This window comes from Methylobacterium terricola (assembly GCF_006151805.1).
GTDB lineage: Bacteria > Pseudomonadota > Alphaproteobacteria > Rhizobiales > Beijerinckiaceae > Methylobacterium > Methylobacterium terricola.
In genome coordinates, this window is sequence record NZ_VDDA01000004.1 from 388,102 (window position 1) to 411,197 (window position 23,096).

Annotated in this window: 35 protein-coding genes; 1 reads left to right on the forward strand and 34 read right to left on the reverse strand. The window is 67.9% G+C overall.

The genetic code is table 11. The annotated features are described in order from the left end of the window. The first annotated feature begins 170 nt into the window (after nt 1-170). Nucleotides 171-575, forward strand: a complete 405-nt coding sequence (locus FF100_RS12275) for a type II toxin-antitoxin system VapC family toxin (RefSeq protein WP_139035981.1) — start codon at nt 171-173, stop codon at nt 573-575. Between the two features lie 284 nt (nt 576-859). Here FF100_RS12275 and FF100_RS12280 read toward each other — a convergent pair whose 3' ends face one another. The 34 genes from FF100_RS12280 to rpsL form a co-directional block, all read right to left on the reverse strand. Further along, nucleotides 860-2,131: an aspartate aminotransferase type Ic gene (locus tag FF100_RS12280; RefSeq protein ID WP_139035982.1), complete on the reverse strand. Its 1,272-nt coding sequence runs from the start codon at nt 2,129-2,131 to the stop codon at nt 860-862. Nucleotides 2,132-2,251: 120 nt separating this feature from the next. Beyond that, nucleotides 2,252-2,515, reverse strand: a complete 264-nt coding sequence (locus tag FF100_RS12285; RefSeq protein WP_048450814.1) for a PepSY domain-containing protein — start codon at nt 2,513-2,515, stop codon at nt 2,252-2,254. A gap of 124 nt (nt 2,516-2,639) precedes the next feature. Next, nucleotides 2,640-3,062, reverse strand: coding sequence for a 50S ribosomal protein L17 (gene rplQ / locus FF100_RS12290; protein ID WP_139035983.1), 423 nt, complete (start codon nt 3,060-3,062; stop codon nt 2,640-2,642). A 149-nt stretch (nt 3,063-3,211) separates the two neighbouring features. After that, a complete protein-coding gene (locus FF100_RS12295) occupies nt 3,212-4,249 on the reverse strand; it encodes a DNA-directed RNA polymerase subunit alpha (RefSeq protein ID WP_425463303.1) in 1,038 nt (345 codons plus the stop codon). Between the two features lie 102 nt (nt 4,250-4,351). Beyond that, complete coding sequence (locus FF100_RS12300) at nt 4,352-5,236, reverse strand: MBL fold metallo-hydrolase (RefSeq protein WP_139035985.1); 885 nt, start codon at nt 5,234-5,236, stop codon at nt 4,352-4,354. 64 nt (nt 5,237-5,300) lie between these two features. Continuing rightward, the gene (gene rpsK, locus FF100_RS12305; RefSeq protein ID WP_015928609.1) at nt 5,301-5,690 is read right to left on the reverse strand and encodes a 30S ribosomal protein S11; all 390 of its coding nucleotides are present in this window, start codon (nt 5,688-5,690) and stop codon (nt 5,301-5,303) included. A 142-nt stretch (nt 5,691-5,832) separates the two neighbouring features. Next, on the reverse strand, nt 5,833-6,201 hold the full coding sequence (rpsM, locus tag FF100_RS12310; RefSeq protein WP_109960465.1) for a 30S ribosomal protein S13: 369 nt from the start codon (nt 6,199-6,201) through the stop codon (nt 5,833-5,835). Between the two features lie 214 nt (nt 6,202-6,415). Beyond that, nucleotides 6,416-7,015, reverse strand: a complete 600-nt coding sequence (locus FF100_RS12315; protein WP_139035986.1) for an adenylate kinase — start codon at nt 7,013-7,015, stop codon at nt 6,416-6,418. Between the two features lie 172 nt (nt 7,016-7,187). After that, entirely contained in the window at nt 7,188-8,525 is a 1,338-nt protein-coding gene (gene secY, locus FF100_RS12320; RefSeq protein ID WP_048450470.1) for a preprotein translocase subunit SecY, read from the reverse strand. Between the two features lie 131 nt (nt 8,526-8,656). Continuing rightward, entirely contained in the window at nt 8,657-9,145 is a 489-nt protein-coding gene (gene rplO, locus FF100_RS12325) for a 50S ribosomal protein L15 (RefSeq protein WP_139035987.1), read from the reverse strand. A gap of 10 nt (nt 9,146-9,155) precedes the next feature. Further along, nucleotides 9,156-9,347, reverse strand: a complete 192-nt coding sequence (gene rpmD / locus FF100_RS12330; RefSeq protein WP_048431924.1) for a 50S ribosomal protein L30 — start codon at nt 9,345-9,347, stop codon at nt 9,156-9,158. A gap of 12 nt (nt 9,348-9,359) precedes the next feature. Further along, nucleotides 9,360-9,941: a 30S ribosomal protein S5 gene (gene rpsE / locus FF100_RS12335; protein ID WP_048425830.1), complete on the reverse strand. Its 582-nt coding sequence runs from the start codon at nt 9,939-9,941 to the stop codon at nt 9,360-9,362. Nucleotides 9,942-10,096: 155 nt separating this feature from the next. Further along, a complete protein-coding gene (rplR, locus tag FF100_RS12340) occupies nt 10,097-10,459 on the reverse strand; it encodes a 50S ribosomal protein L18 (RefSeq protein WP_048450468.1) in 363 nt (120 codons plus the stop codon). Nucleotides 10,460-10,468: 9 nt separating this feature from the next. Next, nucleotides 10,469-11,002 carry a 50S ribosomal protein L6 gene (rplF, locus tag FF100_RS12345; RefSeq protein WP_139035988.1) on the reverse strand — a complete coding sequence of 178 codons (534 nt, stop codon included), beginning with the start codon at nt 11,000-11,002 and terminating at the stop codon, nt 10,469-10,471. A gap of 36 nt (nt 11,003-11,038) precedes the next feature. Next, a complete protein-coding gene (rpsH, locus tag FF100_RS12350) occupies nt 11,039-11,434 on the reverse strand; it encodes a 30S ribosomal protein S8 (RefSeq protein ID WP_048425827.1) in 396 nt (131 codons plus the stop codon). A gap of 16 nt (nt 11,435-11,450) precedes the next feature. Continuing rightward, entirely contained in the window at nt 11,451-11,756 is a 306-nt protein-coding gene (gene rpsN, locus FF100_RS12355; RefSeq protein WP_139035989.1) for a 30S ribosomal protein S14, read from the reverse strand. Nucleotides 11,757-11,798: 42 nt separating this feature from the next. Beyond that, a complete protein-coding gene (gene rplE, locus FF100_RS12360; RefSeq protein ID WP_139035990.1) occupies nt 11,799-12,365 on the reverse strand; it encodes a 50S ribosomal protein L5 in 567 nt (188 codons plus the stop codon). Beyond that, nucleotides 12,358-12,675, reverse strand: coding sequence for a 50S ribosomal protein L24 (gene rplX / locus FF100_RS12365; protein ID WP_048425824.1), 318 nt, complete (start codon nt 12,673-12,675; stop codon nt 12,358-12,360). The genes rplE and rplX overlap by 8 nt, the downstream gene beginning before the upstream one ends. After that, complete coding sequence (gene rplN, locus FF100_RS12370; RefSeq protein WP_048431919.1) at nt 12,675-13,043, reverse strand: 50S ribosomal protein L14; 369 nt, start codon at nt 13,041-13,043, stop codon at nt 12,675-12,677. The genes rplX and rplN overlap by 1 nt, the downstream gene beginning before the upstream one ends. A gap of 289 nt (nt 13,044-13,332) precedes the next feature. Next, nucleotides 13,333-13,587, reverse strand: a complete 255-nt coding sequence (rpsQ, locus tag FF100_RS12375) for a 30S ribosomal protein S17 (RefSeq protein ID WP_139035991.1) — start codon at nt 13,585-13,587, stop codon at nt 13,333-13,335. A gap of 12 nt (nt 13,588-13,599) precedes the next feature. Continuing rightward, the gene (gene rpmC / locus FF100_RS12380; RefSeq protein ID WP_048425821.1) at nt 13,600-13,815 is read right to left on the reverse strand and encodes a 50S ribosomal protein L29; all 216 of its coding nucleotides are present in this window, start codon (nt 13,813-13,815) and stop codon (nt 13,600-13,602) included. A 14-nt stretch (nt 13,816-13,829) separates the two neighbouring features. Then, a complete protein-coding gene (gene rplP, locus FF100_RS12385; protein WP_139035992.1) occupies nt 13,830-14,243 on the reverse strand; it encodes a 50S ribosomal protein L16 in 414 nt (137 codons plus the stop codon). Between the two features lie 40 nt (nt 14,244-14,283). Continuing rightward, on the reverse strand, nt 14,284-15,015 hold the full coding sequence (gene rpsC, locus FF100_RS12390; RefSeq protein ID WP_048431917.1) for a 30S ribosomal protein S3: 732 nt from the start codon (nt 15,013-15,015) through the stop codon (nt 14,284-14,286). A gap of 10 nt (nt 15,016-15,025) precedes the next feature. Beyond that, nucleotides 15,026-15,409: a 50S ribosomal protein L22 gene (rplV, locus tag FF100_RS12395; RefSeq protein WP_048444830.1), complete on the reverse strand. Its 384-nt coding sequence runs from the start codon at nt 15,407-15,409 to the stop codon at nt 15,026-15,028. A gap of 1 nt (nt 15,410) precedes the next feature. Then, complete coding sequence (gene rpsS / locus FF100_RS12400) at nt 15,411-15,689, reverse strand: 30S ribosomal protein S19 (RefSeq protein WP_048425817.1); 279 nt, start codon at nt 15,687-15,689, stop codon at nt 15,411-15,413. 12 nt (nt 15,690-15,701) lie between these two features. Further along, nucleotides 15,702-16,538 carry a 50S ribosomal protein L2 gene (rplB, locus tag FF100_RS12405; protein ID WP_109960473.1) on the reverse strand — a complete coding sequence of 279 codons (837 nt, stop codon included), beginning with the start codon at nt 16,536-16,538 and terminating at the stop codon, nt 15,702-15,704. 26 nt (nt 16,539-16,564) lie between these two features. After that, nucleotides 16,565-16,861 (reverse strand): 50S ribosomal protein L23, encoded by a 297-nt coding sequence (locus tag FF100_RS12410; RefSeq protein WP_099905692.1) that lies wholly within the window; start codon nt 16,859-16,861, stop codon nt 16,565-16,567. Further along, complete coding sequence (gene rplD, locus FF100_RS12415; RefSeq protein ID WP_139035993.1) at nt 16,858-17,478, reverse strand: 50S ribosomal protein L4; 621 nt, start codon at nt 17,476-17,478, stop codon at nt 16,858-16,860. Before rplD ends, FF100_RS12410 begins: the two co-directional genes overlap by 4 nt. Next, nucleotides 17,478-18,218: a 50S ribosomal protein L3 gene (gene rplC, locus FF100_RS12420; RefSeq protein WP_139035994.1), complete on the reverse strand. Its 741-nt coding sequence runs from the start codon at nt 18,216-18,218 to the stop codon at nt 17,478-17,480. The genes rplD and rplC overlap by 1 nt, the downstream gene beginning before the upstream one ends. A gap of 47 nt (nt 18,219-18,265) precedes the next feature. Continuing rightward, a complete protein-coding gene (gene rpsJ / locus FF100_RS12425) occupies nt 18,266-18,574 on the reverse strand; it encodes a 30S ribosomal protein S10 (protein WP_012330343.1) in 309 nt (102 codons plus the stop codon). A gap of 80 nt (nt 18,575-18,654) precedes the next feature. Next, on the reverse strand, nt 18,655-19,845 hold the full coding sequence (gene tuf / locus FF100_RS12430; protein ID WP_139035995.1) for an elongation factor Tu: 1,191 nt from the start codon (nt 19,843-19,845) through the stop codon (nt 18,655-18,657). 102 nt (nt 19,846-19,947) lie between these two features. Continuing rightward, nucleotides 19,948-22,023: an elongation factor G gene (fusA, locus tag FF100_RS12435; RefSeq protein ID WP_139035996.1), complete on the reverse strand. Its 2,076-nt coding sequence runs from the start codon at nt 22,021-22,023 to the stop codon at nt 19,948-19,950. Nucleotides 22,024-22,080: 57 nt separating this feature from the next. Continuing rightward, nucleotides 22,081-22,551, reverse strand: a complete 471-nt coding sequence (gene rpsG / locus FF100_RS12440) for a 30S ribosomal protein S7 (RefSeq protein ID WP_048435092.1) — start codon at nt 22,549-22,551, stop codon at nt 22,081-22,083. Nucleotides 22,552-22,671: 120 nt separating this feature from the next. Further along, nucleotides 22,672-23,043 (reverse strand): 30S ribosomal protein S12, encoded by a 372-nt coding sequence (gene rpsL / locus FF100_RS12445; RefSeq protein WP_048429408.1) that lies wholly within the window; start codon nt 23,041-23,043, stop codon nt 22,672-22,674. Nucleotides 23,044-23,096 lie beyond the last annotated feature (53 nt).

Sequence of the window (23,096 nt, forward strand, 5' to 3'; positions counted from 1 at the left end):
GAGGCGTATCTCGGCGAGGCTCGACAGGGCCGATCCTTCGCCGTCACCTCGCATGGACGGGTGATCGCCGAGATCCACCCGCCCTCGATCCCGGAGCCGCCGCGCCGCCGGCCAGGGGCGCTCAAAGGCAGGATCCGCCTGTTGGGGGGAGCGGCCGGGGACGAGCGCGCGTGAAGCTGCTCCTCGGCACCCCTGCCCTGCTCTGGTGGCTCAGCGACGATCCCCGTCTCGGGGACAAGGCTCGCGCGCGGATCGCCGATCCCCGCCACGTCGTGCTGGTCAGCGCGGTCTCGCTCTTCGAGATCACGCAGGCGATCCGTCTCGGCACCCTGGAGGCCGAGATCCGCGACATCCTCCAGGCGGTCGAGGGCGGGGGCTGCACCTGGCTCGACCTGCGCCCCGAACACCTTCGGATGCTGCGCAAGCTGCCGCCCGGGCCGGGCCGGCAGGATCCGTTCGGCCCCCTACTCATCGCCCAGGCCATGGCCGAGCAGGCGACGCTGGTTTCGGACGATCCGGAGGTGCCGCGCGTCATGATGCGGTTCATGCGATGCGGAGACGCGCCCGAGCGTTGACGCGACGCGAGAACCGGTCGAGCGGGCGGTATTCACGTCCTCCATGGGTCATTCCAGGGCGTCGCAGCCGCGCCGGGAATGATGCCGGTCCCGGCTTCGCGGCCCTGGAATGACGAGGCGGGTGTCGGCCGCTCAGCGCGCATGAGGCAAGGTCACGGCATCGCCGCGGAATCGCGGCTCCTCGCAGGGGACACCGAATCCCGCGCCGCCCCTGGCTCCGCCTCGATCACCCGGGACTCGCGCGCCGTTCGACACGCGGGCGATTCCCGATCGCAGAGCGGGCTTTACGCCGCCACCGTCCCGGCGCCGCCATTCTCCCGGCTCTCCGCCGCCGCCAGCAGCACGCAGACCGCCACCACCTCGGCCGCCGCCTCGACCTCGGACGGCTTCGGGTAGGACGGGGCGAGGCGCAGCAGGCGGTCCTGCGGGTCGCGGCCGTAGGGGTGAGTGGCGCCGGCCGGGGTGAGCGCGAGCCCACAGGCCGCGGCGAGCTTGACCACGCGGGTGGCGCAGCCCTCCGGCACTTCGAGCAGGATGAAGTAGCCGCCCTCCGGCTCGCTCCAGCGCGCCACACCGGTGCCGCCGAGATGGCGCGACAGGGTCTCGGTCACCGCCCGGAACTTCGGCGCCAGCAGCCGGCGATGCTCGTCCATCAGCGCGTCGAGCCCGCCCTGGTCGCGCAGGAAGCGGACGTGACGCAGCTGGTTGACCTTGTCCGGGCCGATGCTGCGCTTGCCGGCATTGGCGAGGTACCAGCGGATATTCGCCTCCGACGAGGCCAGCATCGCGAGGCCCGAGCCGGCCAGCGTCACCTTCGAGGTCGAGGCGAAGACGATCGCCCGGTCCGGGTGTCCGGCATCAGGGCAGGCGTCGAGCACGTTGCGGAGGCTCGGCCGGCGCTCGGTCAGGTGGTGCAGCGCGTAGGCATTGTCCCAGAACAGCCGGAAGTCCGGCGCGCCGGCCTCCATCCGGGCCAGCCGCTCGACGGTGGCGTCGGAATAGGTCTCGCCGCCGGGGTTCGAGTATTGCGGCACCGCCCACATCCCCTTCACCCGGGGATCGCGGACCTCGCGCTCGACCACGTCCATGTCCGGGCCGTCGGCGGTCATCGGCACCGGGATCATGCCGATGCCGTAGGTCTCGCACAGGGCGAAGTGGCGGTCGTAGCCGGGCACCGGGCAGAGGAAGCGGATCTCCTCCTCCTTCACCCACGGCCGGGCCCCGCCGGGCACGCCCTTGAGCAGGGCGTAGGCGATGCAATCGTGCATGAGCGCGAGGCTCGAATTGTTGCCGACCGCGATCCGGTCGGCAGACGCGCCGAGCACCGGGGCGAACAGCGCCCGCACCTCGGCCAGCCCCTGCACGCCCCCGTAATTGCGGGCATCCTCACCGGCCTCGGTGCGGTGGTCGCGGTTGCCCGGCAGGGTCAGCAGGCCCTCCGACAGGTCGAGCTGCTCCGGGGCCGGCTTGCCGCGGGTCATGTCGAGCTTGAGGCCGCGCTCCTGCAGGGCGGCGTAGCGGGCCTGGAGATCGGCGAGGGCGGGAATCGCGGTCATGGGAAGGGTTTCGCTGGTGGACGGAAAAGCGCGTCTCCTTTGCGCCTCCCGCCGCCCGGAATCCAGGGCCTTCCCGCGCGACAGACCGGATTCCCGCCGAGGCTGCCGGGGCGAGGCCGCCTACTTGCCGGCCTTCTCCGACAGGATGGCGCCGGTGCGCGGATCGGCCTTGAACTTCATCGGCTTGCCGTCCTTCATTCCCTCACCCTCCCAATGGCCATCATCGGCCTCGATCTCGGAGATCTGGGTATAGCCGGCGGCCTCGACCTTCTGGATCACCTGGCCGATCGGCATCCAGTCGGCGCCGACCTTGTCGGCCAGCGCGCCGGCGGCGCTGCCGGCGAGAAACAGGGCGGCGAGGGCCGGCACGGTCAGCTTGGACATCAAACGGGTCTCCCTGAATGTCTGGCGGATGCCGAAGGGAGATCGTGCCGGGGCCCGCCCGGTTCCGAACAAAAAAGGCGGCCCTCGCGGGCCGCCTCCAAGGGCAATCGGATGGATCGCGATCTTACTCGGCGGGGGTCTCGTCGGCGACCTGGACCGGGCCGGAATCCTTGCCGCGGGCGTCGACGTCGCGGTCGACGAACTCGATCACTGCCATCGGGGCGTTGTCGCCATAGCGGAAGCCGGCCTTCATGATGCGGCAGTAACCGCCCGGCCGGCTCTCGTAGCGGGGCCCGAGCACGTCGAACAGCTTCTTGACCATCACCTCGTCGCCGCGGAGCGCCGCGATCGCCTGGCGGCGGGCGTGCAGGTCGCCGCGCTTGCCGAGGGTGATCAGCTTCTCGACGACCGGACGCAGGTCCTTGGCCTTCGGCAGGGTGGTGATGATCTGCTCGTGCTTGATCAGCGCGGCCGACATGTTCGAGAACATCGCCTTGCGATGCTCGACGGTGCGGTTGAAGCGACGACCCCGGAAACCGTGACGCATGGCTCTCTCCTTTGGTTCTCGGCCGCCGTGCCACGGGTCGGCCGTCCTTTGTGGTGCGAGGGCGGATCACCGCCACTCGCGATGCGCCATGGATCAGGGCGCATCGCGAGTGGCGGCGCGGGGAGCGATCCCCGCGCCGCGAGCCCGGCTCAGTAGTGCTCTTCGAAGCGCTTGGCGAGATCCTCGATGTTCTCCGGCGGCCAGCCGGGAACGTCCATGCCGAGGTGCAGGCCCATCGCGGCGAGCACTTCCTTGATCTCGTTGAGCGACTTGCGGCCGAAGTTCGGAGTGCGCAGCATCTCCGCCTCGGTCTTCTGGATGAGGTCGCCGATATAGACGATGTTGTCGTTCTTGAGGCAGTTGGCCGAGCGGACCGACAGCTCGAGCTCGTCAACCTTCTTGAGCAGGGCCGGGTTGAAGGGCAGCTGCGGCGCCAGCGGCGCGGCCTCTTCCTTGCGGGGCTCCTCGAAGTTGACGAAGATCTGGAGCTGGTCCTGGATGATGCGGGCGGCGTAGGCCAGCGCATCCTCGGGCGAGACCGCACCGTTGGTCTCGACCGTCATGGTCAGCTTGTCCTTGTCGAGATCCTGGCCCTCGCGGGTGTTCTCGATGCGGTAGGACACCTTGGTGACCGGCGAGAACAGCGCGTCGACCGGGATCAGGCCGATCGGCGCGTCCTCGGGCCGGTTGCGCTCGGCCGGGACGTAGCCCTTGCCGGCCGACACGGTGAACTCCATGCGGATCTCGGCGCCGTCGTCGAGCGTGCACAGCACCAGATCGGGGTTCAGGATCTGGACGTCGCCGATCGTGGCAATGTCGCCGGCGGTGACCAGGCCCGGGCCGGTCTTGCGCAGGGTCATGCGCTTCGGCGTATCGCTCGACGAGCGGATCGCGATGGTCTTGATGTTGAGGACGATGTCGGTGACGTCCTCGCGCACGCCCGGAATCGACGAGAACTCGTGCAGCACGCCGTCGATATGCACGGAGGTGACGGCGGCGCCCTGGAGCGACGAGAGGAGCACGCGGCGCAGGGAGTTGCCGAGGGTGGTGCCGAAGCCGCGCTCCAGCGGCTCGGCCACCACGGTGGCGATCCGCTTCGGGTCGTGCCCGGGGGTGACCTCGAGCTTGTTCGGCTTGATCAGCTCTTGCCAGTTCTTCTGAATGACCACGTTCGCACCTCTCGCCAACTTACACCGGGGCAGCCCCCGAAAGGGCCCTCCCCTCGCGATCCCTCCCGCGCCCGGGAGACACCGCCGTCCTGACCTCTCACACGGTCGAAGCAGGGGCGGTCAGGACGCCGCGCTCCACTGCTCCGGGACCCAGGCGAAGCCGGCGCCGTCGCGCCGGACCGAGCCGAGGGCCGGAAAATCGAGATGCATCCCGGCGACCAAGCTGCGCTCGGCGGCGGCCTGGTCGAGGATGCGCTTGCGCGTGGCGGCGGCCATCGCGCCGTCCACGTCGAAGGAGACGCCGGCCTCCGCCTTCGCGAACTGGATCGCCGGCAGGTGGACCACGTCGCCCCAGATCAGCAGGCTCCGGGCGCCGGACTGGAGCCGGTAGGCGGTGTGGCCGGGCGTATGCCCGGGCGCCAGGATCGCCTCGATTCCCGGCAGCACCTCGCCCTCGCGCGCCCGGCGGATCCGGTCGCCGTAAATCTCCGTGAGCACGCGCGCGCGCCGGAATCCCGGCTTCGCGCCCTCCGGAGCCCGCGCCTCGGCACCCTCGGCGAGCCAGTAGGCGGCCTCGGCCTCCGGGATCACCACCTCGGCGTTGGGGTAGGCGGCTGTGCCGTCGGACCCGACCAGCCCGCCGATGTGATCGGAATGCAGGTGGGTGACCAGCACCGTACCGATCTCGTCCGGCGTCAGGCCGCAGGCCCGCAGCGCCTTCGGCAGATGCCCGAGGGTGCCGGGACCGCCGGCCCCCATGCCGGCATCGACCAGCACCGGAGCCCCGCCCCCGAGGATCAGGAAGGCGTTGACGGTGATCCGCGGAGCCTCGACGCTGCGATATCCATCCCGTTGCAGGCGCTCCGCCTCGCCGGCGGGCAGGCCCTGGACCAGCCCGAGCGACGCCACGAGGTGGCCGTCGTTGAGGGCAACCACAACGCGATCACCCAGCGTCCAGGGCAGGACGCCGGGTCCGGCGAACGTGGCGGTGAGGGATGTCGACACGCAATCCTCTACGCGGGCCGTCGGCCGGGGGACGCAGGCGCGCCCCCCGGGACATGGTGGATGATCAGACGCGGCGACGCTTGCGCGGGCGGCAGCCGTTATGCGGGATCGGGGTCACGTCGCGGATCGACGTCACCGTGAAACCCGCCGCCTGGAGCGCGCGCAGAGCCGACTCGCGGCCCGAACCGGGGCCCGAGACCTCGACCTCGAGGGTGCGCATGCCGTGCTCGGCGGCCTTGCGGCCGGCATCCTCGGCCGCGACCTGGGCGGCGTACGGGGTCGACTTGCGGGAGCCCTTGAAGCCCATGGCGCCGGCCGACGACCACGAGATCGTGTTGCCCTGGGCGTCCGTGATGGTGATCATCGTGTTGTTGAACGAGGCGTTCACGTGGGCGACGCCCGACACGATGTTCTTGCGTTCGCGACGACGGACGCGGGTTGCTTCCTTGGCCATTCTGTCTTTCGATCCTTCAGGCGCGCCCGTGGTGCCAGGCGCTCGGGACGTGTCTCACGGTGTACGATGACGGCGCCGGAGCGCCGCCGGTGTCGGGCGGGACCGGAGAACCGACCCCGCCGATCTCGTGCGAGCGCGCGGCTTACTTCTTCTTGCCGGCGATCGGCTTCGCCTTGCCCTTGCGGGTGCGGGCGTTGGTGTGGGTGCGCTGGCCGCGGACCGGCAGGTTGCGGCGGTGGCGCAGGCCACGGTAGCAGCCGAGATCCATCAGGCGCTTGATGTTCATCGAGACTTCGCGACGCAGGTCGCCCTCGACGATGTAGTCGCGGTCGATCGTCTCGCGGATCTGCAGCACCTCGGCGTCGGTGAGCTGGTTCACGCGGCGCTCGGCCGGGATGCCGACCTTCTCGGTGATCTCCTCGGCCTTCTTGGCGCCGATGCCGTGGATGTACTGCAGCGCGATGACGACGCGCTTGTTGGTCGGGATGTTGACGCCGGCGATACGGGCCATGGTGTTCCTGCTCTCCATCACGTCCGCGGCCGAAAGGCCCGAACGGGTGTTCTTCACGGTCTCACGCGCGTCCGGTGGAGCCCGGCCCCTGCGCGCCGTCCCGACGGCAAATCGGCCCGGAGCGGCCTCCAGAGAGGCACGCCGGGCCGTCCGGGTCTGAACGAAGGAGCGCCCACTAGCGCGGGCGCATCCGCTTGTCAACAGAGACGCGACCTCAGACCGTCGCAGCCTGGTACGGGGCCAGCACGCCTTCGAGCTGCTTCGTCACCTCGTCGATCGGCGCCATGCCGTCGACCTGGCGCAGCAGGCCGGTCCCGGCATAATGCGCCGAGAGCGGCGCGGTCTGGGTGCGGTAGGCCTCCAGCCGGGTCTTGAACACCTCGGGCGTGTCGTCCTTGCGCACGGGCTCGCCGCGGGCCTCGGTCTCGGCCGCACGCTTGGCGATCCGGCCGACGAGCGCGTTCTCATCGACCTTGAACTCCACCACCGCGTCGAGGCGCAGACCCTTGTCGGCCAGCATCGTCTCGAGGGCGACGGCCTGGGCCACGGTGCGCGGGAAGCCGTCGAGGATGAAGCCGCGGCGGGCATCCGCCTCCTCGATCCTGTCGGCGACGATGCCGATCACGATGTCGTCGGAGACCAGGCCACCGCTCTCCATCAGGGCCTTGGCCTTGAGGCCGACCGGCGTGCCGGCGGCCACCGCCGCGCGCAGCATGTCGCCGGTCGAGAGCTGCGGGATTCCGAACCGCTCGACGATCCGCGCCGATTGCGTCCCCTTCCCGGCGCCGGGCGGGCCGAGCAGAATGATCCGCATAACCTGTCACTCCCCTCCACCGCTCCCGCGCGGGATCCTTCCTCCCGGGGTGCGGCCTCTCTGCTTGTTATAACCCGTGACCGTGAGCCGCCGGAATCCGACCATGCGCTAAGGCTGCGCCGTGGCGCAAGGTCGGAGGCCGGACCGGCTGCACCCGGTCCGCCCGTGTGGCTCAGCGCCGGCGGGCGCCGCGCAGCTTCGCCTTCTTCACCAGGCCCTCGTACTGGTGCGCCAGCAGATGGCCGTGGACCTGCGCCACCGTGTCCATGGTCACCGAGACCACGATCAGCAGCGACGTCCCGCCGAAATAGAACGGCAGCGAGGCGTAGGAGACCAGGATCTCCGGGATCAGGCAGATCACCGTGAGGTAGGCCGCGCCGATCACGGTGATGCGCGACAGGACCTTGTCGATGAACTCGGCGGTGCGCTCGCCCGGGCGAATGCCCGGGATGAAGCCGCCATGCTTCTTCAGGTTGTCCGCGGTCTCCTGCGGATTGAACACCACGGCGGTATAGAAGAAGGCGAAGAAGATGATCAGCGCTGCGTAGAGCAGCATGTAGAGCGGCCGGCCATGGCCGAGATAGGTCGCCATGGTGGCGATGATGCCGGTGCCGTTCGGATCGGTCTGGAAGCTGGCGGCGGTGGCCGGCAGCAGCAGCAGCGACGAGGCGAAGATCGGCGGGATCACGCCCGACGTGTTGAGCTTGAGCGGCAGGAACGAGGTCTGGCCCTCGTACATCCGGTTGCCGACCTGGCGCTTCGGGTAGTTGATCAGGAGCCGGCGCTGGGCACGCTCCATGAACACGATGAAGTAGACGACGGCCGCGGCCATCACCACGACGCCGAGGATCACCACGGTGGAGAGCGCGCCCTGGCGGCCGAGCTCGAGGGTGCCGGCGATCGCCGAGGGCAGGTGCGCGACGATGCCCGCGAAGATGATGAGCGAGGAGCCGTTGCCGATGCCGCGCGACGTGATCTGCTCGCCGATCCACATCAGGAACAGCGTGCCGCCGGTCAGCGTGATGACGGTGGAGACCAGGAAGAACGGCCCGGGATCCTGGACGATGCCGCCGGAGCTCTGCAGGCCGACCGCGATGCCCCAGGCCTGGAAGATCGCGAGCACCACCGTGAGGTAGCGGGTGTACTGGTTGAGGACCTTGCGGCCGGACTCGCCCTCCTTCTTCAGCGCCTCGAGCGACGGCACCACCGAGGTGAGCAGCTGCACGATGATCGATGCCGAGATGTACGGCATGATGTTGAGGGCGAAGATCGCCATGCGCTCGACGGCACCGCCGGAGAACATGTTGAACAGCCCGAGCACGCCGCCCTGCGCGTTTGCGAAGCTCTGGCGCAGCGCGTCGGGATCGATGCCGGGCAGCGGGATGTAGGTCCCGAGCCGGTAGACGATCAGGGCGCCAAGGGTGAACCAGATCCGCTTCTTGAGCTCTTCGGCCTTGGCGATGGCGCCGAAGTTGAGGTTGGCGGCGAGCTGCTCGGCTGCAGAGGCCATGGGTGACGTGTCCTCGGGTCGGGATCCGCGGCGTCGCGGTCAGGGATGCAAGACCATCCCCCAAAACACGAGCGGCGGCCTCGCGCTGGTCGCACGGGCCGCCGCCGATGATCGGTGACTTAAAGTGTGGCTTACGCCGACGCAACAGCCTCGTCGGCCGTGGCGAGCGACTGGGTCACCGAGCCGCCGGCCTTCTCGATCGCCTCGACGGCCGACTTGGACGCGCGAGAGACCTGGAAGGTCAGCTTGGCGGTGAGCTCGCCGACGCCGAGGATCTTGACGCCGTCGCGGGCCTTCGAGACCACGCCGGCGGCGATCAGCGCCTCGACGGTCACCGGAGCCGAGGCGTCGAGCTTGCCGGCATCGACGGCCTGCTGGATGCGGCCGATATTGACCTCGTTGAGGTCGGTCGCGCCCGGGTTGTTGAACCCACGCTTCGGCAGGCGGCGGTGCAGCGGCATCTGGCCGCCCTCGAAGCCCTTGATGGCGACGCCGGAGCGCGCCTTCTGGCCCTTCACGCCGCGGCCGGCGGTCTTGCCCTTGCCGGAGCCGATACCACGGCCGACGCGCATCCGCTTCTTGGTTGCGCCTTCGTTGTCACGGATTTCGTTGAGCTTCATCGTGCCCTCCTCACGCCGCGTCGTCGAGAACGCGCACGAGGTGATGCACCTTCGCGATCATGCCGCGGACAGACGGGGTGTCCTCGAGCGTGGCGATGCGGTGCATCTTGTTCAGCTTCAGGCCGATCAGCGTCTGACGCTGGCTGGCCTCGCGGCGGATCGGCGAGCCGATCTGCTGCACGCGGACGGTCTTCTCAGCCATCTCGTGCCTCCCTTACGCCGCGTCGGCGGAATCGGCCGAGGCGGCCGAGTCGGCATCGCGACGACGGGCCTGCAGGGCCGACACCTTGAGACCGCGGCGCGCCGCGACCGAACGGGGCGAATCCTCGTTCTTGAGCGCGTCGAAGGTGGCGCGCACGAGGTTGTAGGGGTTCGAGGAGCCGAGCGACTTCGCCACGACGTCCTGCATGCCCAAAGTCTCGAAGACGGCGCGCATCGGGCCGCCGGCGATGATGCCGGTACCGGCAGGCGCCGCGCGCAGGATGACCTTGCCGGCGCCGTGACGGCCCTGCACGTCGTGGTGCAGCGTGCGGCCCTCGCGGAGCGCCACGCGGACGAGACCGCGCTTGGCGGCTTCCGTCGCCTTGCGGATGGCCTCGGGAACCTCACGGGCCTTGCCGTGACCGAAACCGACGCGACCCTTCTGGTCGCCGACGACGACGAGGGCCGCGAAGCCGAAGCGACGGCCGCCCTTCACCACCTTGGCGACGCGGTTGATGTGGACGAGCTTGTCCACGAACTCGCTGTCGCGCTCCTCGCGGTCGTCGCGGCGACGACCTTCACGCTCACGTGCCATGTGTGTTGTCCGTTCGACTGACGCGGGCGGCGGTCCCGCTCGCTGTGTTTCGATCCGCCGGAATGAGAGAGGGAGCCAGACGGCCCCCTCGCCTCATGGGACATCGTGCCGATCCGGGCGGGACGGCGCGCGACGCGCCCTCCCCTCTCGTCGGATCAGAAGTCCAGGCCGCCCTCGCGGGCCGCGTCGGCCAGGGCCTTGACCCGGCCGTGATAGAGGTAGCCCGACCGGTCGAAGATGACCTGGCTCACGCCGGCCGCCTTCGCCCGCTCCGCCACCAGCTTGCCGACCTCGGTCGCGGCGGCCTTGTCGGCGCCGGTCTTGAGGCGGGCACGCAGGTCCTTGTCGAGGCTCGACGCCGCCGCCAGGGTGTGACCCGTGGCGTCGTCGATGACCTGGACGTAGATCTGCTTCGAGGAGCGGAACACCGAGAGCCGCGGACGACCATTGGCCGCCTTGCGGATCGCCCGCCGGACGCGCGCGCGGCGCCGATCGAGCAGTTCGATTTTGCGAGACATCGGCGGTCCTTACTTCTTCTTGCCTTCCTTGCGGAAGATGAACTCGCCGGCGTACCTGACGCCCTTGCCCTTGTAGGGCTCGGGGCCGCGATAATCGCGGATCTCCGCCGCGACCTGGCCGACGCGCTGCTTGTCGATGCCGGTGACGATGATCTCGACCGGCCGCGGGGTGGCGATCGAGATCCCCTCCGGGATCGCGTACTCGATGTCGTGGCTGTAGCCGAGCGACAGCTTGAGCACCTTGCCGGCGACCGCAGCACGGTAACCGACGCCGTTGATCTCGAGCTTCTTCTCGTAGCCCTTGGTCACGCCTTCGACCAGGTTCGACACCTGGGCGCGGGAGAGGCCCCACATCGCGCGGGCCTCCTTGGTCTGCGAACGCGGCTGGACCGAGATCGCGCCGTTCTCGTGGGCCACCGACACCTGGTCGGGGACGCGGAACTGCAGCTCGCCCTTCTGGCCCTTGATCTTCACGTTCTGGCCGTCGACGGTGGCGGTCACGCCGGCCGGGACGGTCACGGGCTTCTTGCCTACGCGGGACATGCTCGTCTCTCCTTTTCGGCTGTCAGGGTCCGAAGGTCAGAAGACCTTGCAGAGCACCTCGCCGCCGACGTTGCGCTCGCGCGCCTCGTGGTCGGCCATGACGCCCTGAGGGGTGGAGACGATGGTGATGCCCAGGCCGTCGGCGACGCGCGGCAGGGTATCGACCGACGAGTAGACACGGCGGCCCGGCTTGGAGACGCGCTCGATCGAGCGGATCACCGGCTGGCCGTCGAAGTACTTGAGCTCGATGGCGAACTCGGTACGCCCGTTGCCGTAATCGGTCGTGGCGTAGTCGCGGATGTAGCCCTCGGACTTCAGCACGTCGAGGACGCGGGCCCGCAGCTTGGAGCCGGGGGTCTGCACGACATTGCGACGACGCATCTGGCCGTTGCGGATGCGGGTGAGCATATCGCCCACGGGATCGTTGATCATCTGTGGCGCCCTCCCCTTACCAGCTGGACTTGACCAGGCCCGGGATCAAACCCCGGGATCCCAGGTCGCGGAGCGCGACGCGGGAGATGCCGAGCTTGCGGTAGTAAGCCCGGGGACGGCCGGTCATCTCGCAGCGGTTGCGGATGCGGGTGGGGCTGGAGTTGCGCGGCAGCTCCGCCAGCTTGAGGCGCGCCTCGAAGCGCTCCTCCATCGACAGGGACTCGTCGTTCGCCGTCGCCAGAAGCGCCTCGCGCTTCGGGGCGAAGCGCTTCACGAGCTCCCGCCGCTGCTTGTTCTTCTCGATCTTGCTCGTCTTAGCCATTGCTTAAGCTCTCCAGTGTCCGCGTATGGGGGCGGTCAGCCCTCACTGCCGGAACGGGAAGTTGAAATGCTTCAGGAGCGCCCGGGCCTCGGCATCGGTCTTGGCGGTGGTCGCCACGACGATGTCCATGCCCCAGGTGTTCTGGGCCTTGTCGTAGTTGATCTCGGGGAACACCAGGTGCTCCTTGATCCCGAGGGCGTAGTTGCCGCGGCCGTCGAACGACTTCGGGTTCAGGCCGCGGAAGTCACGCACGCGCGGCAGCGCGATGGTGATCAGGCGGTCCATGAACTCGTACATCCGCTGCTTGCGCAGCGTGACCTTGCAGCCGATCGGCATGTTCTCGCGGACCTTGAAGGTCGCGATCGCCTTGCGGGCCCGGGTGATCACCGGCTTCTGGCCGACGATCAGGCCGAGATCCTCGGCGGCGACCGTGGCCTTCTTGGAGTCCTGGGTCGACTCGCCGACGCCCATGTTGACGACGATCTTCTCGATCGCCGGCACCTGCATCGGGTTGGTGTAGCCGAACTCCTCGATCAGCTTCGGACGCACCACTTCCTCGTAGTGCTTCTTGAGCCGCGGGGTGTACCCGTCCTTCAGATCCTCAGCCATCGATCAGATCTCCCGAGCGCTTCGCGAAGCGAACCTTGCGCCCGTCTTCCAGAATGCGAAAACCGACCCGGGTGGGCTTGCCGTCCTTGGGGTCGGCGACCGCCAGGTTCGACAGGTGGATCGCCGCCTCCTTGGAGATGATCCCGCCCTCGGAGGTCTGGGTCTGGCGCGTGTGGCGCTTCACCAAGTTGATCCCCCGGACCAGGGCCCGATCTTCCTTCGGCATCACCTGGATGACCTCGCCGGTGCGACCCTTGTCGCGACCGGTCAGAACGACGACCTTGTCGCCCTTCTTCACCTTCGCAGCCATTACAGCACCTCCGGCGCCAGCGAGATGATCTTCATGTGGTTGCGAGCGCGCAGCTCGCGCGGCACGGGCCCGAAGATACGGGTGCCGACCGGCTCCTTCTGGTTGTTGATCAGCACCGCCGCGTTGCGGTCGAAGCGGATCACCGAACCGTCGGCGCGACGGACGTCCTTGGCGGTACGGACGACGACCGCCTTCATGACGTCGCCCTTCTTCACGCGGCCCCGCGGAATCGCCTCCTTCACCGACACCACGATGATGTCGCCGACACCGGCATACTTGCGCTTGGAACCGCCGAGCACCTTGATGCACATCACGCGACGTGCGCCGGAATTGTCGGCGACGTCCAGATTCGTCTGCATCTGGATCACGGCCTAACGCCCTTTCCTTGTTTCAGGCAGGTCTCCGCAGGGCAGGATTGCCCGGCGGACGGCAGCCTGATGGGGATCTCGCGTCCCCGTCCATTAAAAGACCGCGCAGCAGGGCGATTGCTCGCTCTGGCGCGGTCAACGAACGCGATGAGGGGCGCGTCACACGCCCTTCATGTTTCGGTGGAGGCCGGCCGATTACACCGGATCGGCCCCGTTGACAAGGAGGCGGAGCGTCAAAAGTCGCTCCGCTCCGGCCAGGCGAAAGGGGCGCCGTGCGCGGCGCCCCTGATCACGCCTCGGCGGTCGCGACGGCCTCGCCCTCGACCAGCTTCCAGGTCTTGAGCTTGGAATAGGGCCGCGACTCCTCGATGAACACCTGCTGGCCGACCTTGGCCACGTTGTTCTCGTCGTGAGCGTGGTAGTTCTTGGACCGGCGGATGGTCTTCTTCATCACCGGGTGGGTGAAGCGACGCTCCACCTTCACGACGACGGTCTTGTCCTGCTTGTCGCTGACGACGACGCCCTGCAGCACGCGCTTCGGCATGGTAGTACTCCCTTAGCCCTGCGCCGCCTGCAGCGTCTTCTGGCGCTGCAGGGTGCGGACGCGGGCGATGTCGCGGCGCACTTCGCGCACCCGGGCGACGTTCTCGAGCTGACCCGTGGCCCGCTGGAAGCGCAGGTTGAACTGCTCCTTCTTCAGGTTCAGGAGCTCTTCGCCGAGCTGATCCGGCGACAGCGCGCTCAGGTCAGACAGCCTCTGGCTCGACTTCATCTCGAATATTCTCCTCAGTCGGCGATGCGCTGGATGAAGCGCGTGCGGACCGGCAGCTTGGCGGCACCCAGGCGCAGCGCCTCGCGGGCGATGTCCTCGGCCACGCCGTCGATCTCGAACATGATGCGGCCGGGATGCACGCGGGCCGCCCAGTATTCGGGGGCACCCTTCCCCGAGCCCATGCGGACTTCGGTCGGCTTCGCGGTCACGGGGACGTCGGGGAAGATCCGGATCCAGACCCGGCCCTGACGCTTCATCTCGCGGGTGATCGCGCGGCGGGCCGCCTCGATCTGACGCGCGGTGATCCGCTCCGGCTCCATGGCCTTGAGGCCGTAGGAGCCGAAGTTCAGATCGGTTCCGCCCTTCGCGAAGCCGTGGATGCGGCCCTTGAACTGCTTGCGGAACTTCGTCTTCTTGGGTTGCAGCATGGCAGCCTCTCAAAACTGAAGGGCGGGGGAAGCGCGGCCCTTAGGCCGCGTCCCGTCCGCCGCGCTCGCCGCGCTCACGGTCACGACGTCCGCCTGAACGGCCGCCCTCCTCGTGCGCGCGCTTGTCCTGCGCCATCGGGTCGTGCTCGAGGATCTCGCCCTTGAACACCCACACCTTGATGCCGCAGGTGCCGTAGGTGGTGAACGCCGTGGCCGTACCGTAATCGACGTCGGCGCGCAGGGTGTGCAGGGGCACGCGGCCCTCGCGGTACCACTCGAGCCGGGCGATCTCGGCGCCGCCAAGGCGACCGGAGCAGTTGATGCGGATGCCCTCGGCGCCGAGACGCATCGCCGACTGCACGGCGCGCTTCATCGCACGACGGAAGGCGACGCGGCGCTCAAGCTGCTGCGCGATCGAGTCGGCCACCAGGGTAGCGTCGATCTCGGGCTTGCGCACCTCGACGATGTTGATCGTCACGTCGGCCTTGGTCATCGAGTTGACCAGCTTGCGCAGCTTCTCGATGTCCGCGCCCTTCTTGCCGATCACCACGCCCGGACGGCCCGAGTGGATGGTGACGCGGCACTTCTTGTGCGGGCGCTCGATGACGATCTTGGAGACCGCGGCCTGCTTGAGCTGCTTGAGCAGCGCTTTGCGGATCGCGACGTCCTCATGCATCAGGCGAGCGTACTCGCCCTTGTTGGCGTACCAACGCGAGTCCCAGGTCCGGTTGATGCCGAGACGGAGACCGATCGGATTGACTTTCTGACCCATCGATCCCTCCTCAGGCCGCCTCGGCCGGGACTTCGCGCACCACGATGGTGAGGTTCGCGAACGGCTTCAGGATGCGGGCGCCACGACCGCGGGCGCGGGCGTGGAAGCGCTTCAGGACGAGCGCCTTGCCGACATAGGCCTCCTTCACGACGAGATCGTCCACGTCCAGGTCGTGGTTGTTCTCGGCGTTGGCGATCGCGCTCTCGAGGCACTTCTTGACGTCGACCGCGATCCGCTTGCGCGAGAACTGCAGGTCGGCCAGAGCGGTCGAGACCTTCTTGCCGCGGATCAGCTGCGCCACCAGGTTCAGCTTCTGCGGGCTGACGCGCAGCATGCGCGCGACGGCCTTCGCCTCGTTCTGGGGGAGCGCGCGGGGTGCTGCTGCCTTGCCCATCTCAGCGCCTCTTCGCCTTCTTGTCGGCCGCGTGACCGTGGAAGGTACGGGTCGGCGAGAACTCGCCGAACTTGTGACCGACCATTTCCTCGGAAACGTAGACCGGGATGTGCTTCTGCCCGTTGTAGACCCCGAAGGTCAGACCAACGAAATGCGGAAGGATCGTGGAGCGACGGCTCCAGATCTTGATCACCTCGTTACGGCTCGCGCCGCGCGCGGCGTCCGCCTTCTTGAGGAGGTAGCCGTCGATGAACGGCCCCTTCCAGATTGAACGTGCCATGGGACGAAGCCCTTACTTCTTGCGGTTGTGGCGGCTCGACACGATGAACGTGTCGGTGCGCTTGTTCGAGCGGGTCTTCTTGCCCTTCGTGGGGATACCCCACGGCGTGACCGGATGACGACCGCCCGAGGTGCGACCCTCGCCGCCGCCGTGCGGGTGGTCGATCGGGTTCATCGCGACGCCGCGGTTGTGCGGGCGCTTGCCGAGCCAGCGGTTGCGGCCCGCCTTGCCGAGCGAGATGTTCATGTGGTCGGGGTTCGAGACCGCGCCCACCGTAGCGTAGCACTGGCCGTGCACCAGGCGCTGCTCGCCCGAGTTCAGGCGCAGCGTGACGTAGCCCTGGTCGCGGCCGACGATCTGGGCGTAGTTGCCCGCGGACCGGGCGATCGCCCCGCCCTTGCCGATCTTCAGCTCGACGTTGTGCACGATCGTGCCGACCGGCATGTTGCCGAGCGGCATGGCGTTGCCCGGCTTGATGTCGACCTGCTCGCCCGACACCACCTTGTCGCCGGCCTTCACCCGCTGCGGCGCCAGGATGTAGCTCTGCGCCCCACCCTCGTACGACACCAGCGCGATGAACGCCGTGCGGTTGGGATCGTACTCGATCCGCTCGACGGTGCCGACCTTGCCGGCATGCTCACGCCGCTTGAAGTCGATGTTGCGCAGCGTCCGCTTGTGGCCGCCGCCGCGGAACCGCACCGTGATGCGGCCGAGGTTGTTGCGGCCGCCGGTGGACGACTTGCCCACCGTCAGCGCCTTGACCGGCTTGCCCTTGTAGAGCTCCGAACGGTCCACGATCACGAGCTGGCGAAGGCTCGGCGTGACCGGCTTGAATGTCTTCAAAGCCATTGGCTTGTTCCCTTACGCCGTTCCCCTCAGAGCCCGGTCGTGACGTCGATGGTCTGGCCCTCTTCGAGGGTGACGATCGCCTTCTTCACGTCCGAACGCTGGCCGCGCTGACCGCGGAACATCTTGGTCTTGCCCTTGGTGACGAGCGTGTTGACGCTCTTCACCTTGACCTCGAACAGCTTCTCGACCGCTTCCTTGATCTGCGGCTTCGTCGCCTTCGGGGCCACCCGGAACACAACCTTGTTGAGCTCCGAGAGGTTGGTCGCCTTCTCGGTGATGACCGGAGAGACGATCACGTCGTAGTGGCGCGGATCAGCGCTCATTTGAATCGCGCCTCCAGCGCATCGACGGCGGCGCGGGTCAGCACGAGCTTCTCGCGGCGCAGGATGTCGTAGACGTTGATGCCCTGCACCGGCAGGACGTCGATCTGCGGCAGGTTGCGGGCCGCACGGGCGAAGTTCTGGTCGAGCTCGGCGCCGCCGATGATCAGGGCGCTCGAGAGCGACAGCTTGCCGAAGCGCTCCTTGAGCGCCTTAGTCTTGCCCTCCTCGAGGCGGGCATCGTCCATGACGATCAGCTCGGCGCTCTTGACCTTGGCCGACAGAGCGTGGCGGAGCGCCAGAGCCCGGACCTTCTTGGGCAGGTCGTGAGCGTGCGAGCGGGTGACCGGGCCGTGGGCGCGGGCGCCGCCGCGGAACTGCGGAGCGGACGCCGCGCCGTGACGGGCGTTACCGGTGCCCTTCTGCTTGTACAGCTTCTTGGTCGTGCGAGCGATCTCGCCGCGCTGCTTGGTCTGGTGGGTACCAGCCTGGCGCTTGGCGAGCTGCCAGCGGACGCAGCGCTGCAGCAGGTCGGCGCGGGGCTCGAGGCCGAAGATGGCCTCGTCGAGCTCGAGCGAGCCGGCCTCGGCACCGTCGAGCGTGGTGATCTCGAACTTCATCACGCGTTCTCCTCGGTGGCCGGAGCCGCCGGAGCCTCGACCTGGCTCTCCGCGGGAGCAGCAGCCTGCTCGCGGAACTTGCCCGGCATCGGCACGTCGGCCGGCAGCTTGCGCTTCACGGCGTCGCGGACGAAGATCCAGCCGCCATCGACGCCCGGAACCGAGCCCTCGACCAGGATCAGGCCGCGCTCGACATCGGTGCGCACGACGCGCAGGTTCTGGGTCGTGACCCGCTCGACGCCGAGGTGGCCCGGCATCTTCTTGTTCTTGAAGGTCTTGCCCGGGTCCTGACGGCCGCCGGTCGAACCGATCGAACGGTGCGAGATCGACACGCCGTGGGTGGCGCGCAGACCGCCGAAGTTCCAGCGCTTCATGCCGCCGGCGAAGCCCTTACCGGTGGTCGTGCCCGTCACGTCGACGAACTGACCGGCCAGGAAGTGGTCCGCGGTGATCTCGGCGCCGACCGGGATGATCGCATCCTCGGTCACGCGGAATTCGGCCAGCTTGCGCTTCGGCTCGACCTTCGCGACCGCGAAGTGCCCGCGCTGGGCCTTGGTGACGTTCTTGACCTTGGCCTTGCCGACGCCGACCTGCAGCGCGACGTAGCCGTTCTTCTCGACCGTGCGGTGGGCAACCACCTGGCACTGATCGACCTTGAGCACCGTGACCGGAACATGCTCGCCGGCGTCCGTGAAGACGCGGGTCATGCCGACCTTCTGTGCGATGACTCCTGAGCGCATGGTTCTCCCCCGCGCAGCCTAGTGAAGCTCCAAGAACCCGCGGGTCCTCAGAGCTTGATCTCCACGTCGACGCCAGCGGCGAGGTCGAGCTTCATCAGCGCGTCCACGGTCTGGGGCGTCGGATCGACGATGTCGAGCACGCGCTTGTGGGTGCGCATCTCGAACTGCTCGCGCGACTTCTTGTCGATGTGGGGCGAGCGGTTGACGGTGAAGCGCTCGATCCGGGTGGGCAGCGGGATCGGCCCGCGCACCTGGGCCCCGGTCCGCTTCGCCGTCGAGACGATCTCGCGGGTCGACGAATCCAGGATGCGATGATCGAACGCCTTCAGGCGAATACGGATGTTCTGGCCGTTCATGTGATGTCTACCTCGCGACGGGATGGGGCGGGCACGAGGCCCGCCCCGTCACCTGTCCGCTCGTGGAAGCGCCTGGACGCTTACTCGGTGATGGAGGCGACGACGCCGGCGCCGACGGTGCGGCCGCCCTCGCGGATGGCGAAGCGCAGCTTCTCCTCCATCGCCACCGGCACGATCAGCGTCACGTCCATCGTCACGTTGTCGCCCGGCATCACCATCTCGGTGCCCTCGGGCAGCTGGCACACGCCCGTCACGTCCGTCGTCCGGAAGTAGAACTGCGGACGGTAGTTCGTGAAGAACGGCGTGTGGCGGCCGCCCTCCTCCTTCGTCAGGATGTACGCCTCGGCCTTGAACTTCGTGTGCGGCTTCACCGAACCCGGCTTGCACACGACCTGCCCACGCTCCACGTCCTCGCGCTTCGTGCCGCGCAGCAGAACGCCGACGTTGTCGCCCGCCTGGCCCTGGTCCAGAAGCTTGCGGAACATCTCGACGCCGGTCACCGTCGTCGTGGTCGTCGCCCGGATCCCGACGATCTCGACCGTCTCACCGACCTTGATGATCCCGCGCTCGACCCGGCCCGTCACCACCGTGCCGCGGCCCGAGATCGAGAACACGTCCTCGATCGGCATCAGGAACGGCAGGTCGATCGGACGCTCCGGCTGCGGGATGTAGGCGTCCACCGTCTTCATCAGCTCGAGGATCGCCTCGTGGCCGATCTTCGGCTCGCGGTTCTCCAGCGCGCACAACGCCGAGCCCTTGGTGATCGGGATGTCGTCGCCCGGGAAGTCGTACTTCGACAGAAGCTCGCGCACCTCGAGCTCGACCAGATCCAGAAGCTCCGGATCGTCGACCATGTCGACCTTGTTCATGAACACCACCAGCGCCGGAACGCCGACCTGGCGCGCCAGCAGGATGTGCTCGCGGGTCTGCGGCATCGGGCCGTCGGCCGCCGACACCACCAGGATCGCGCCGTCCATCTGCGCCGCACCCGTGATCATGTTCTTCACGTAGTCGGCGTGCCCGGGGCAGTCGACGTGCGCGTAGTGGCGGTTCGAGGTCTCGTACTCGACGTGCGCCGTCGAGATCGTGATGCCGCGCGCCTTCTCCTCCGGCGCCTTGTCGATCTGGTCGTACGCCGTGAACGTGGCGCCGCCCGTCTCGGCCAGGACCTTCGTGATCGCCGCGGTCAGAGAGGTCTTGCCATGGTCAACGTGACCAATGGTGCCGATGTTGCAGTGCGGCTTCGTCCGCGAAAACTTTTCCTTGGCCATCGCCAAAACTCCGTCGATCGAATGCGTGCGTTTTAGTCTGAGATGGTGCCCGCCGTGGCGGGCACCAAAGCTGTGAGCAGGCCTGGGATCAGGCCCACATCATCAGGCGTACTTCGCAACCACCTTCTCGGCCTCGCCGCGCGGGACCTCTTCGTAGTGGTCGAACTGCATCGTGAAGTTCGCGCGCCCCTGGGTGAAGGAGCGCAGCTGGTTCACGTAACCGAACATGTTGGCGAGCGGCACCATCGCGTTGATGACGTTGGCGTTGCCGCGCATGTCCTGGCCCTGGATCTGGCCGCGCCGGGAGTTCAGGTCGCCGATGACCGAACCGGTGTAATCCTCCGGGGTCACGACCTCGACCTTCATCACCGGCTCGAGCAGGACCGAGCCGCCCTTCTGCAGGGCCTCGCGGAGCGCCGCCCGCGAGGCGATCTCGAAGGCCAGCGCCGAGGAGTCGACCTCGTGGTAGGCGCCGTCGATCAGCTCCACCTTGATGTCGACCACCGGGAAGCCCGCCAGGATACCGGCGGTCAGCACGCTGTTCAGGCCCTTCTCGACGCCCGGGATGTACTCCTTCGGCACCGAGCCACCGACGATCTTCGACTCGAACGCGTAGCCGGCGCCCGGCTCGTTCGGCTCGACCACGAACTTCACCCGCGCGAACTGGCCGGTACCACCGGTCTGCTTCTTGTGGGTGTAGTCGATCTCGGTCCGCTTGGTCAGCTTCTCCCGGTACGCGACCTGCGGCTGGCCGATATTGGCCTCGACCTTGTAGGTGCGCTTCAGGATGTCGACCTTGATGTCGAGGTGGAGCTCGCCCATCCCCTTCAGGATGGTCTGGCCCGATTCCTGGTCCGTGGAGACGCGGAAGGACGGATCCTCGGCGGCGAGCTTCGAGAGCGCGATGCCGAGCTTCTCCTGGTCCGCCTTGGACTTCGGCTCGACGGCGATCTCGATGACCGGCTCCGGGAACTCCATCTTCTCGAGGATCACGGCCTTGGTCGGATCGCACAGCGTGTCGCCGGTGCGGGTGTCCTTGAGACCCGCGAGCGCCACGATGTCACCGGCGAACGCCTCCTTGATGTCCTCGCGGTTGTTCGCGTGCATCAGGAGCATGCGGCCGACCCGCTCCTTCTTGTCGCGGGTCGAGTTGATGACGTTCGCGCCCGAGTCGATCTTGCCCGAATACACGCGGCAGAAGGTGATCGTGCCGACGTGGGGATCGTCCATGATCTTGAAGGCGAGCATGGAGAACGGGTCGGAGTCGAGCGGGCGACGGACGACCTCTTCCTCGGTCTTGAAGTCGATGCCCTTGATCTCGCCGCGATCGGCCGGAGACGGCAGGAAATCGACGACCGCGTCGAGCAGGGGCTGCACGCCCTTGTTCTTGAACGCCGAGCCGCACAGGACCGGGTGGAAGGCACGACGCTGCACCGCCGTGCGCACCAGCTTGCGCATGGTCTCCTGGTCGGGCTCGACGCCCTCCAGGTAGGCGGTCATGGCGTCGTCGTCCATCTCGACGCAGGCCTCGACCAGCTTGGTGCGGTACTCGGCAGCCTGGTCGGCGAGGTCGGCGGGGATCTCCTCCTCGGAGAAGTTGGCGCCGAGCGCCTCACCCGACCACACGATCGCCTTCATCTTGATCAGGTCGATCACGCCCTTGAAGGAGCTCTCGGCGCCGATCGGCAGCTGCAGGCAAACCGGCTTGCCGGCGACCCGGTCGATGATGTCGGCGACGCACTTGAAGAAGTCGGCGCCGATCTTGTCCATCTTGTTGACGAACACGACGCGCGGCACGTCGTACTTGTCGGCCTGGCGCCACACCGTCTCGGTCTGCGGCTCGACGCCCTGGTTGCCGTCGAGCACGCAGACGGCGCCGTCGAGCACGCGGAGCGAGCGCTCCACCTCGATGGTGAAGTCGACGTGGCCGGGGGTGTCGATGATGTTCAGGCGCTTGTCGCGCCAGAAGCAGGTGGTCGCAGCCGAGGTGATCGTGATGCCACGCTCCTGCTCCTGCTCCATCCAGTCCATGGTGGCGGCGCCCTCATGGACTTCGCCGATCTTGTGGGACTTGCCGGTGTAGTAGAGGATCCGCTCGGTCGTCGTGGTCTTGCCGGCATCGATGTGGGCCATGATGCCGAAGTTGCGGTAGTCCTCGATCGCGTGCGTGCGGGGCATCGGGGGGCTCCTGAAGAAGAGGGCCGCCGCACCCGGAGGGCGGCGGCGAGACGGCGTTTACCAGCGATAGTGCGAGAACGCGCGGTTGGCCTCGGCCATCCGGTGGGTGTCCTCGCGCTTCTTCACGGCGTTGCCGCGGTTGTTGGCGGCGTCGAGCAGCTCGGCCGACAGGCGCTCGACCATGGTGCGGTCGTTGCGCGAGCGGGCGGCCTGGATCAGCCAGCGGATCGCCAGCGCCTGGCGGCGCTCGGTGCGGACCTCGACCGGGACCTGGTAGGTCGCGCCGCCGACGCGGCGGGAGCGGACCTCGATCGCCGGGGCGACGTTGTCGAGGGCGGCGCGGAACACCTCGATCGGGTTCGCCTTGGCGCGGGCCTCGATGATGTCGAACGCGCCGTAGACGATGGTCTCGGCGACCGACTTCTTGCCCTCGTACATCACCGAGTTCATGAACTTGGTGAGGACGATGTCGCCGTACTTGGCGTCGGGGATGATCTCGCGCTTCTCGGCGCTGTGGCGGCGGGACATCGCTCGCTCCGTTGTTAAGCTCTAAAAATCAACTGTTGTGCCCCGCGCAGGCCACCTCGAACCATCCGGTCGGCGGCATCCTTGCGGGACAGGCGATAAGGGTACCTGTCCGCTTCCGACTTACTTCGGACGCTTGGCGCCGTACTTGGAGCGGCGCTGCTTGCGGTTCTTGACGCCCTGGGTGTCGAGAACGCCGCGCAGGATGTGGTAGCGCACGCCCGGAAGATCCTTCACGCGGCCGCCGCGGATCATCACCACGGAGTGCTCCTGAAGGTTGTGACCCTCGCCCGGGATGTAGCCGATGACCTCGAAGCCGTTGGTCAGGCGGACCTTGGCGACCTTACGGAGCGCCGAGTTCGGCTTCTTCGGGGTCGTGGTGTAGACGCGGGTGCAGACGCCGCGCTTCTGCGGGCAGGCATCGAGAGCCGGCACCTTGTTGCGGGCCTTCTGCGCCTTCCGCGGATTGGCGATCAGCTGGTTGATCGTCGGCATGCCATTCCTCTCGCAACGCATCGCCGTCCTGGCGACCGTCGTTTCCCAAATCT

Bases quoted from the DNA above. Each gene is read 5' to 3' on its own strand.
- FF100_RS12280 (WP_139035982.1), bottom strand. From the start codon at position 2,131: ATGACCGCGATTCCCGCCCTCGCCGATCTCCAGGCCCGCTACGCCGCC.
- FF100_RS12285 (WP_048450814.1), bottom strand. From the start codon at position 2,515: ATGTCCAAGCTGACCGTGCCGGCCCTCGCCGCCCTGTTTCTCGCCGGC.
- rplQ (WP_139035983.1), bottom strand. From the start codon at position 3,062: ATGCGTCACGGTTTCCGGGGTCGTCGCTTCAACCGCACCGTCGAGCAT.
- rpsK (WP_015928609.1), bottom strand. From the start codon at position 5,690: ATGGCCAAGGAAGCAACCCGCGTCCGTCGTCGCGAACGCAAGAACATC.
- rpsM (WP_109960465.1), bottom strand. From the start codon at position 6,201: ATGGCCCGTATCGCCGGCGTCAACATCCCGACCAACAAGCGCGTCGTC.
- FF100_RS12315 (WP_139035986.1), bottom strand. From the start codon at position 7,015: ATGCGGATCATTCTGCTCGGCCCGCCCGGCGCCGGGAAGGGGACGCAA.
- secY (WP_048450470.1), bottom strand. From the start codon at position 8,525: ATGGCCTCTGCAGCCGAGCAGCTCGCCGCCAACCTCAACTTCGGCGCC.
- rplO (WP_139035987.1), bottom strand. From the start codon at position 9,145: ATGAAGCTCAACGAAATCCGTGACAACGAAGGCGCAACCAAGAAGCGG.
- rpmD (WP_048431924.1), bottom strand. From the start codon at position 9,347: ATGGCTGAGAAGACCGTCCGCGTGCAGCAGATCGGCTCGCCGATCCGC.
- rpsE (WP_048425830.1), bottom strand. From the start codon at position 9,941: ATGGCACGTGAGCGTGAAGGTCGTCGCCGCGACGACCGCGAGGAGCGC.
- rplR (WP_048450468.1), bottom strand. From the start codon at position 10,459: ATGTCTCGCAAAATCGAACTGCTCGATCGGCGCCGCGCGCGCGTCCGG.
- rplF (WP_139035988.1), bottom strand. From the start codon at position 11,002: ATGTCCCGCGTAGGCAAGAAGCCCGTGACCGTCCCGGCCGGCGTGACC.
- rpsH (WP_048425827.1), bottom strand. From the start codon at position 11,434: ATGATCAACGATCCCGTGGGCGATATGCTCACCCGCATCCGCAACGGC.
- rpsN (WP_139035989.1), bottom strand. From the start codon at position 11,756: ATGGCTAAGACGAGCAAGATCGAGAAGAACAAGCAGCGGCGGGAGCTC.
- rplE (WP_139035990.1), bottom strand. From the start codon at position 12,365: ATGGCTGAGGATCTGAAGGACGGGTACACCCCGCGGCTCAAGAAGCAC.
- rplX (WP_048425824.1), bottom strand. From the start codon at position 12,675: ATGGCTGCGAAGGTGAAGAAGGGCGACAAGGTCGTCGTTCTGACCGGT.
- rpsQ (WP_139035991.1), bottom strand. From the start codon at position 13,587: ATGCCGAAGCGCGTGCTGCAGGGCGTCGTCGTCAGCGACAAGCAGGAC.
- rpmC (WP_048425821.1), bottom strand. From the start codon at position 13,815: ATGAAGTCGAGCCAGAGGCTGTCTGACCTGAGCGCGCTGTCGCCGGAT.
- rplP (WP_139035992.1), bottom strand. From the start codon at position 14,243: ATGCTGCAACCCAAGAAGACGAAGTTCCGCAAGCAGTTCAAGGGCCGC.
- rpsC (WP_048431917.1), bottom strand. From the start codon at position 15,015: ATGGGTCAGAAAGTCAATCCGATCGGTCTCCGTCTCGGCATCAACCGG.
- rplV (WP_048444830.1), bottom strand. From the start codon at position 15,409: ATGGGCAAGGCAGCAGCACCCCGCGCGCTCCCCCAGAACGAGGCGAAG.
- rpsS (WP_048425817.1), bottom strand. From the start codon at position 15,689: ATGGCACGTTCAATCTGGAAGGGGCCGTTCATCGACGGCTACCTCCTC.
- rplB (WP_109960473.1), bottom strand. From the start codon at position 16,538: ATGGCTTTGAAGACATTCAAGCCGGTCACGCCGAGCCTTCGCCAGCTC.
- FF100_RS12410 (WP_099905692.1), bottom strand. From the start codon at position 16,861: ATGAGCGCTGATCCGCGCCACTACGACGTGATCGTCTCTCCGGTCATC.
- rplD (WP_139035993.1), bottom strand. From the start codon at position 17,478: ATGAAGTTCGAGATCACCACGCTCGACGGTGCCGAGGCCGGCTCGCTC.
- rplC (WP_139035994.1), bottom strand. From the start codon at position 18,218: ATGCGCTCAGGAGTCATCGCACAGAAGGTCGGCATGACCCGCGTCTTC.
- rpsJ (WP_012330343.1), bottom strand. From the start codon at position 18,574: ATGAACGGCCAGAACATCCGTATTCGCCTGAAGGCGTTCGATCATCGC.
- tuf (WP_139035995.1), bottom strand. From the start codon at position 19,845: ATGGCCAAGGAAAAGTTTTCGCGGACGAAGCCGCACTGCAACATCGGC.
- fusA (WP_139035996.1), bottom strand. From the start codon at position 22,023: ATGCCCCGCACGCACGCGATCGAGGACTACCGCAACTTCGGCATCATG.
- rpsG (WP_048435092.1), bottom strand. From the start codon at position 22,551: ATGTCCCGCCGCCACAGCGCCGAGAAGCGCGAGATCATCCCCGACGCC.
- rpsL (WP_048429408.1), bottom strand. From the start codon at position 23,043: ATGCCGACGATCAACCAGCTGATCGCCAATCCGCGGAAGGCGCAGAAG.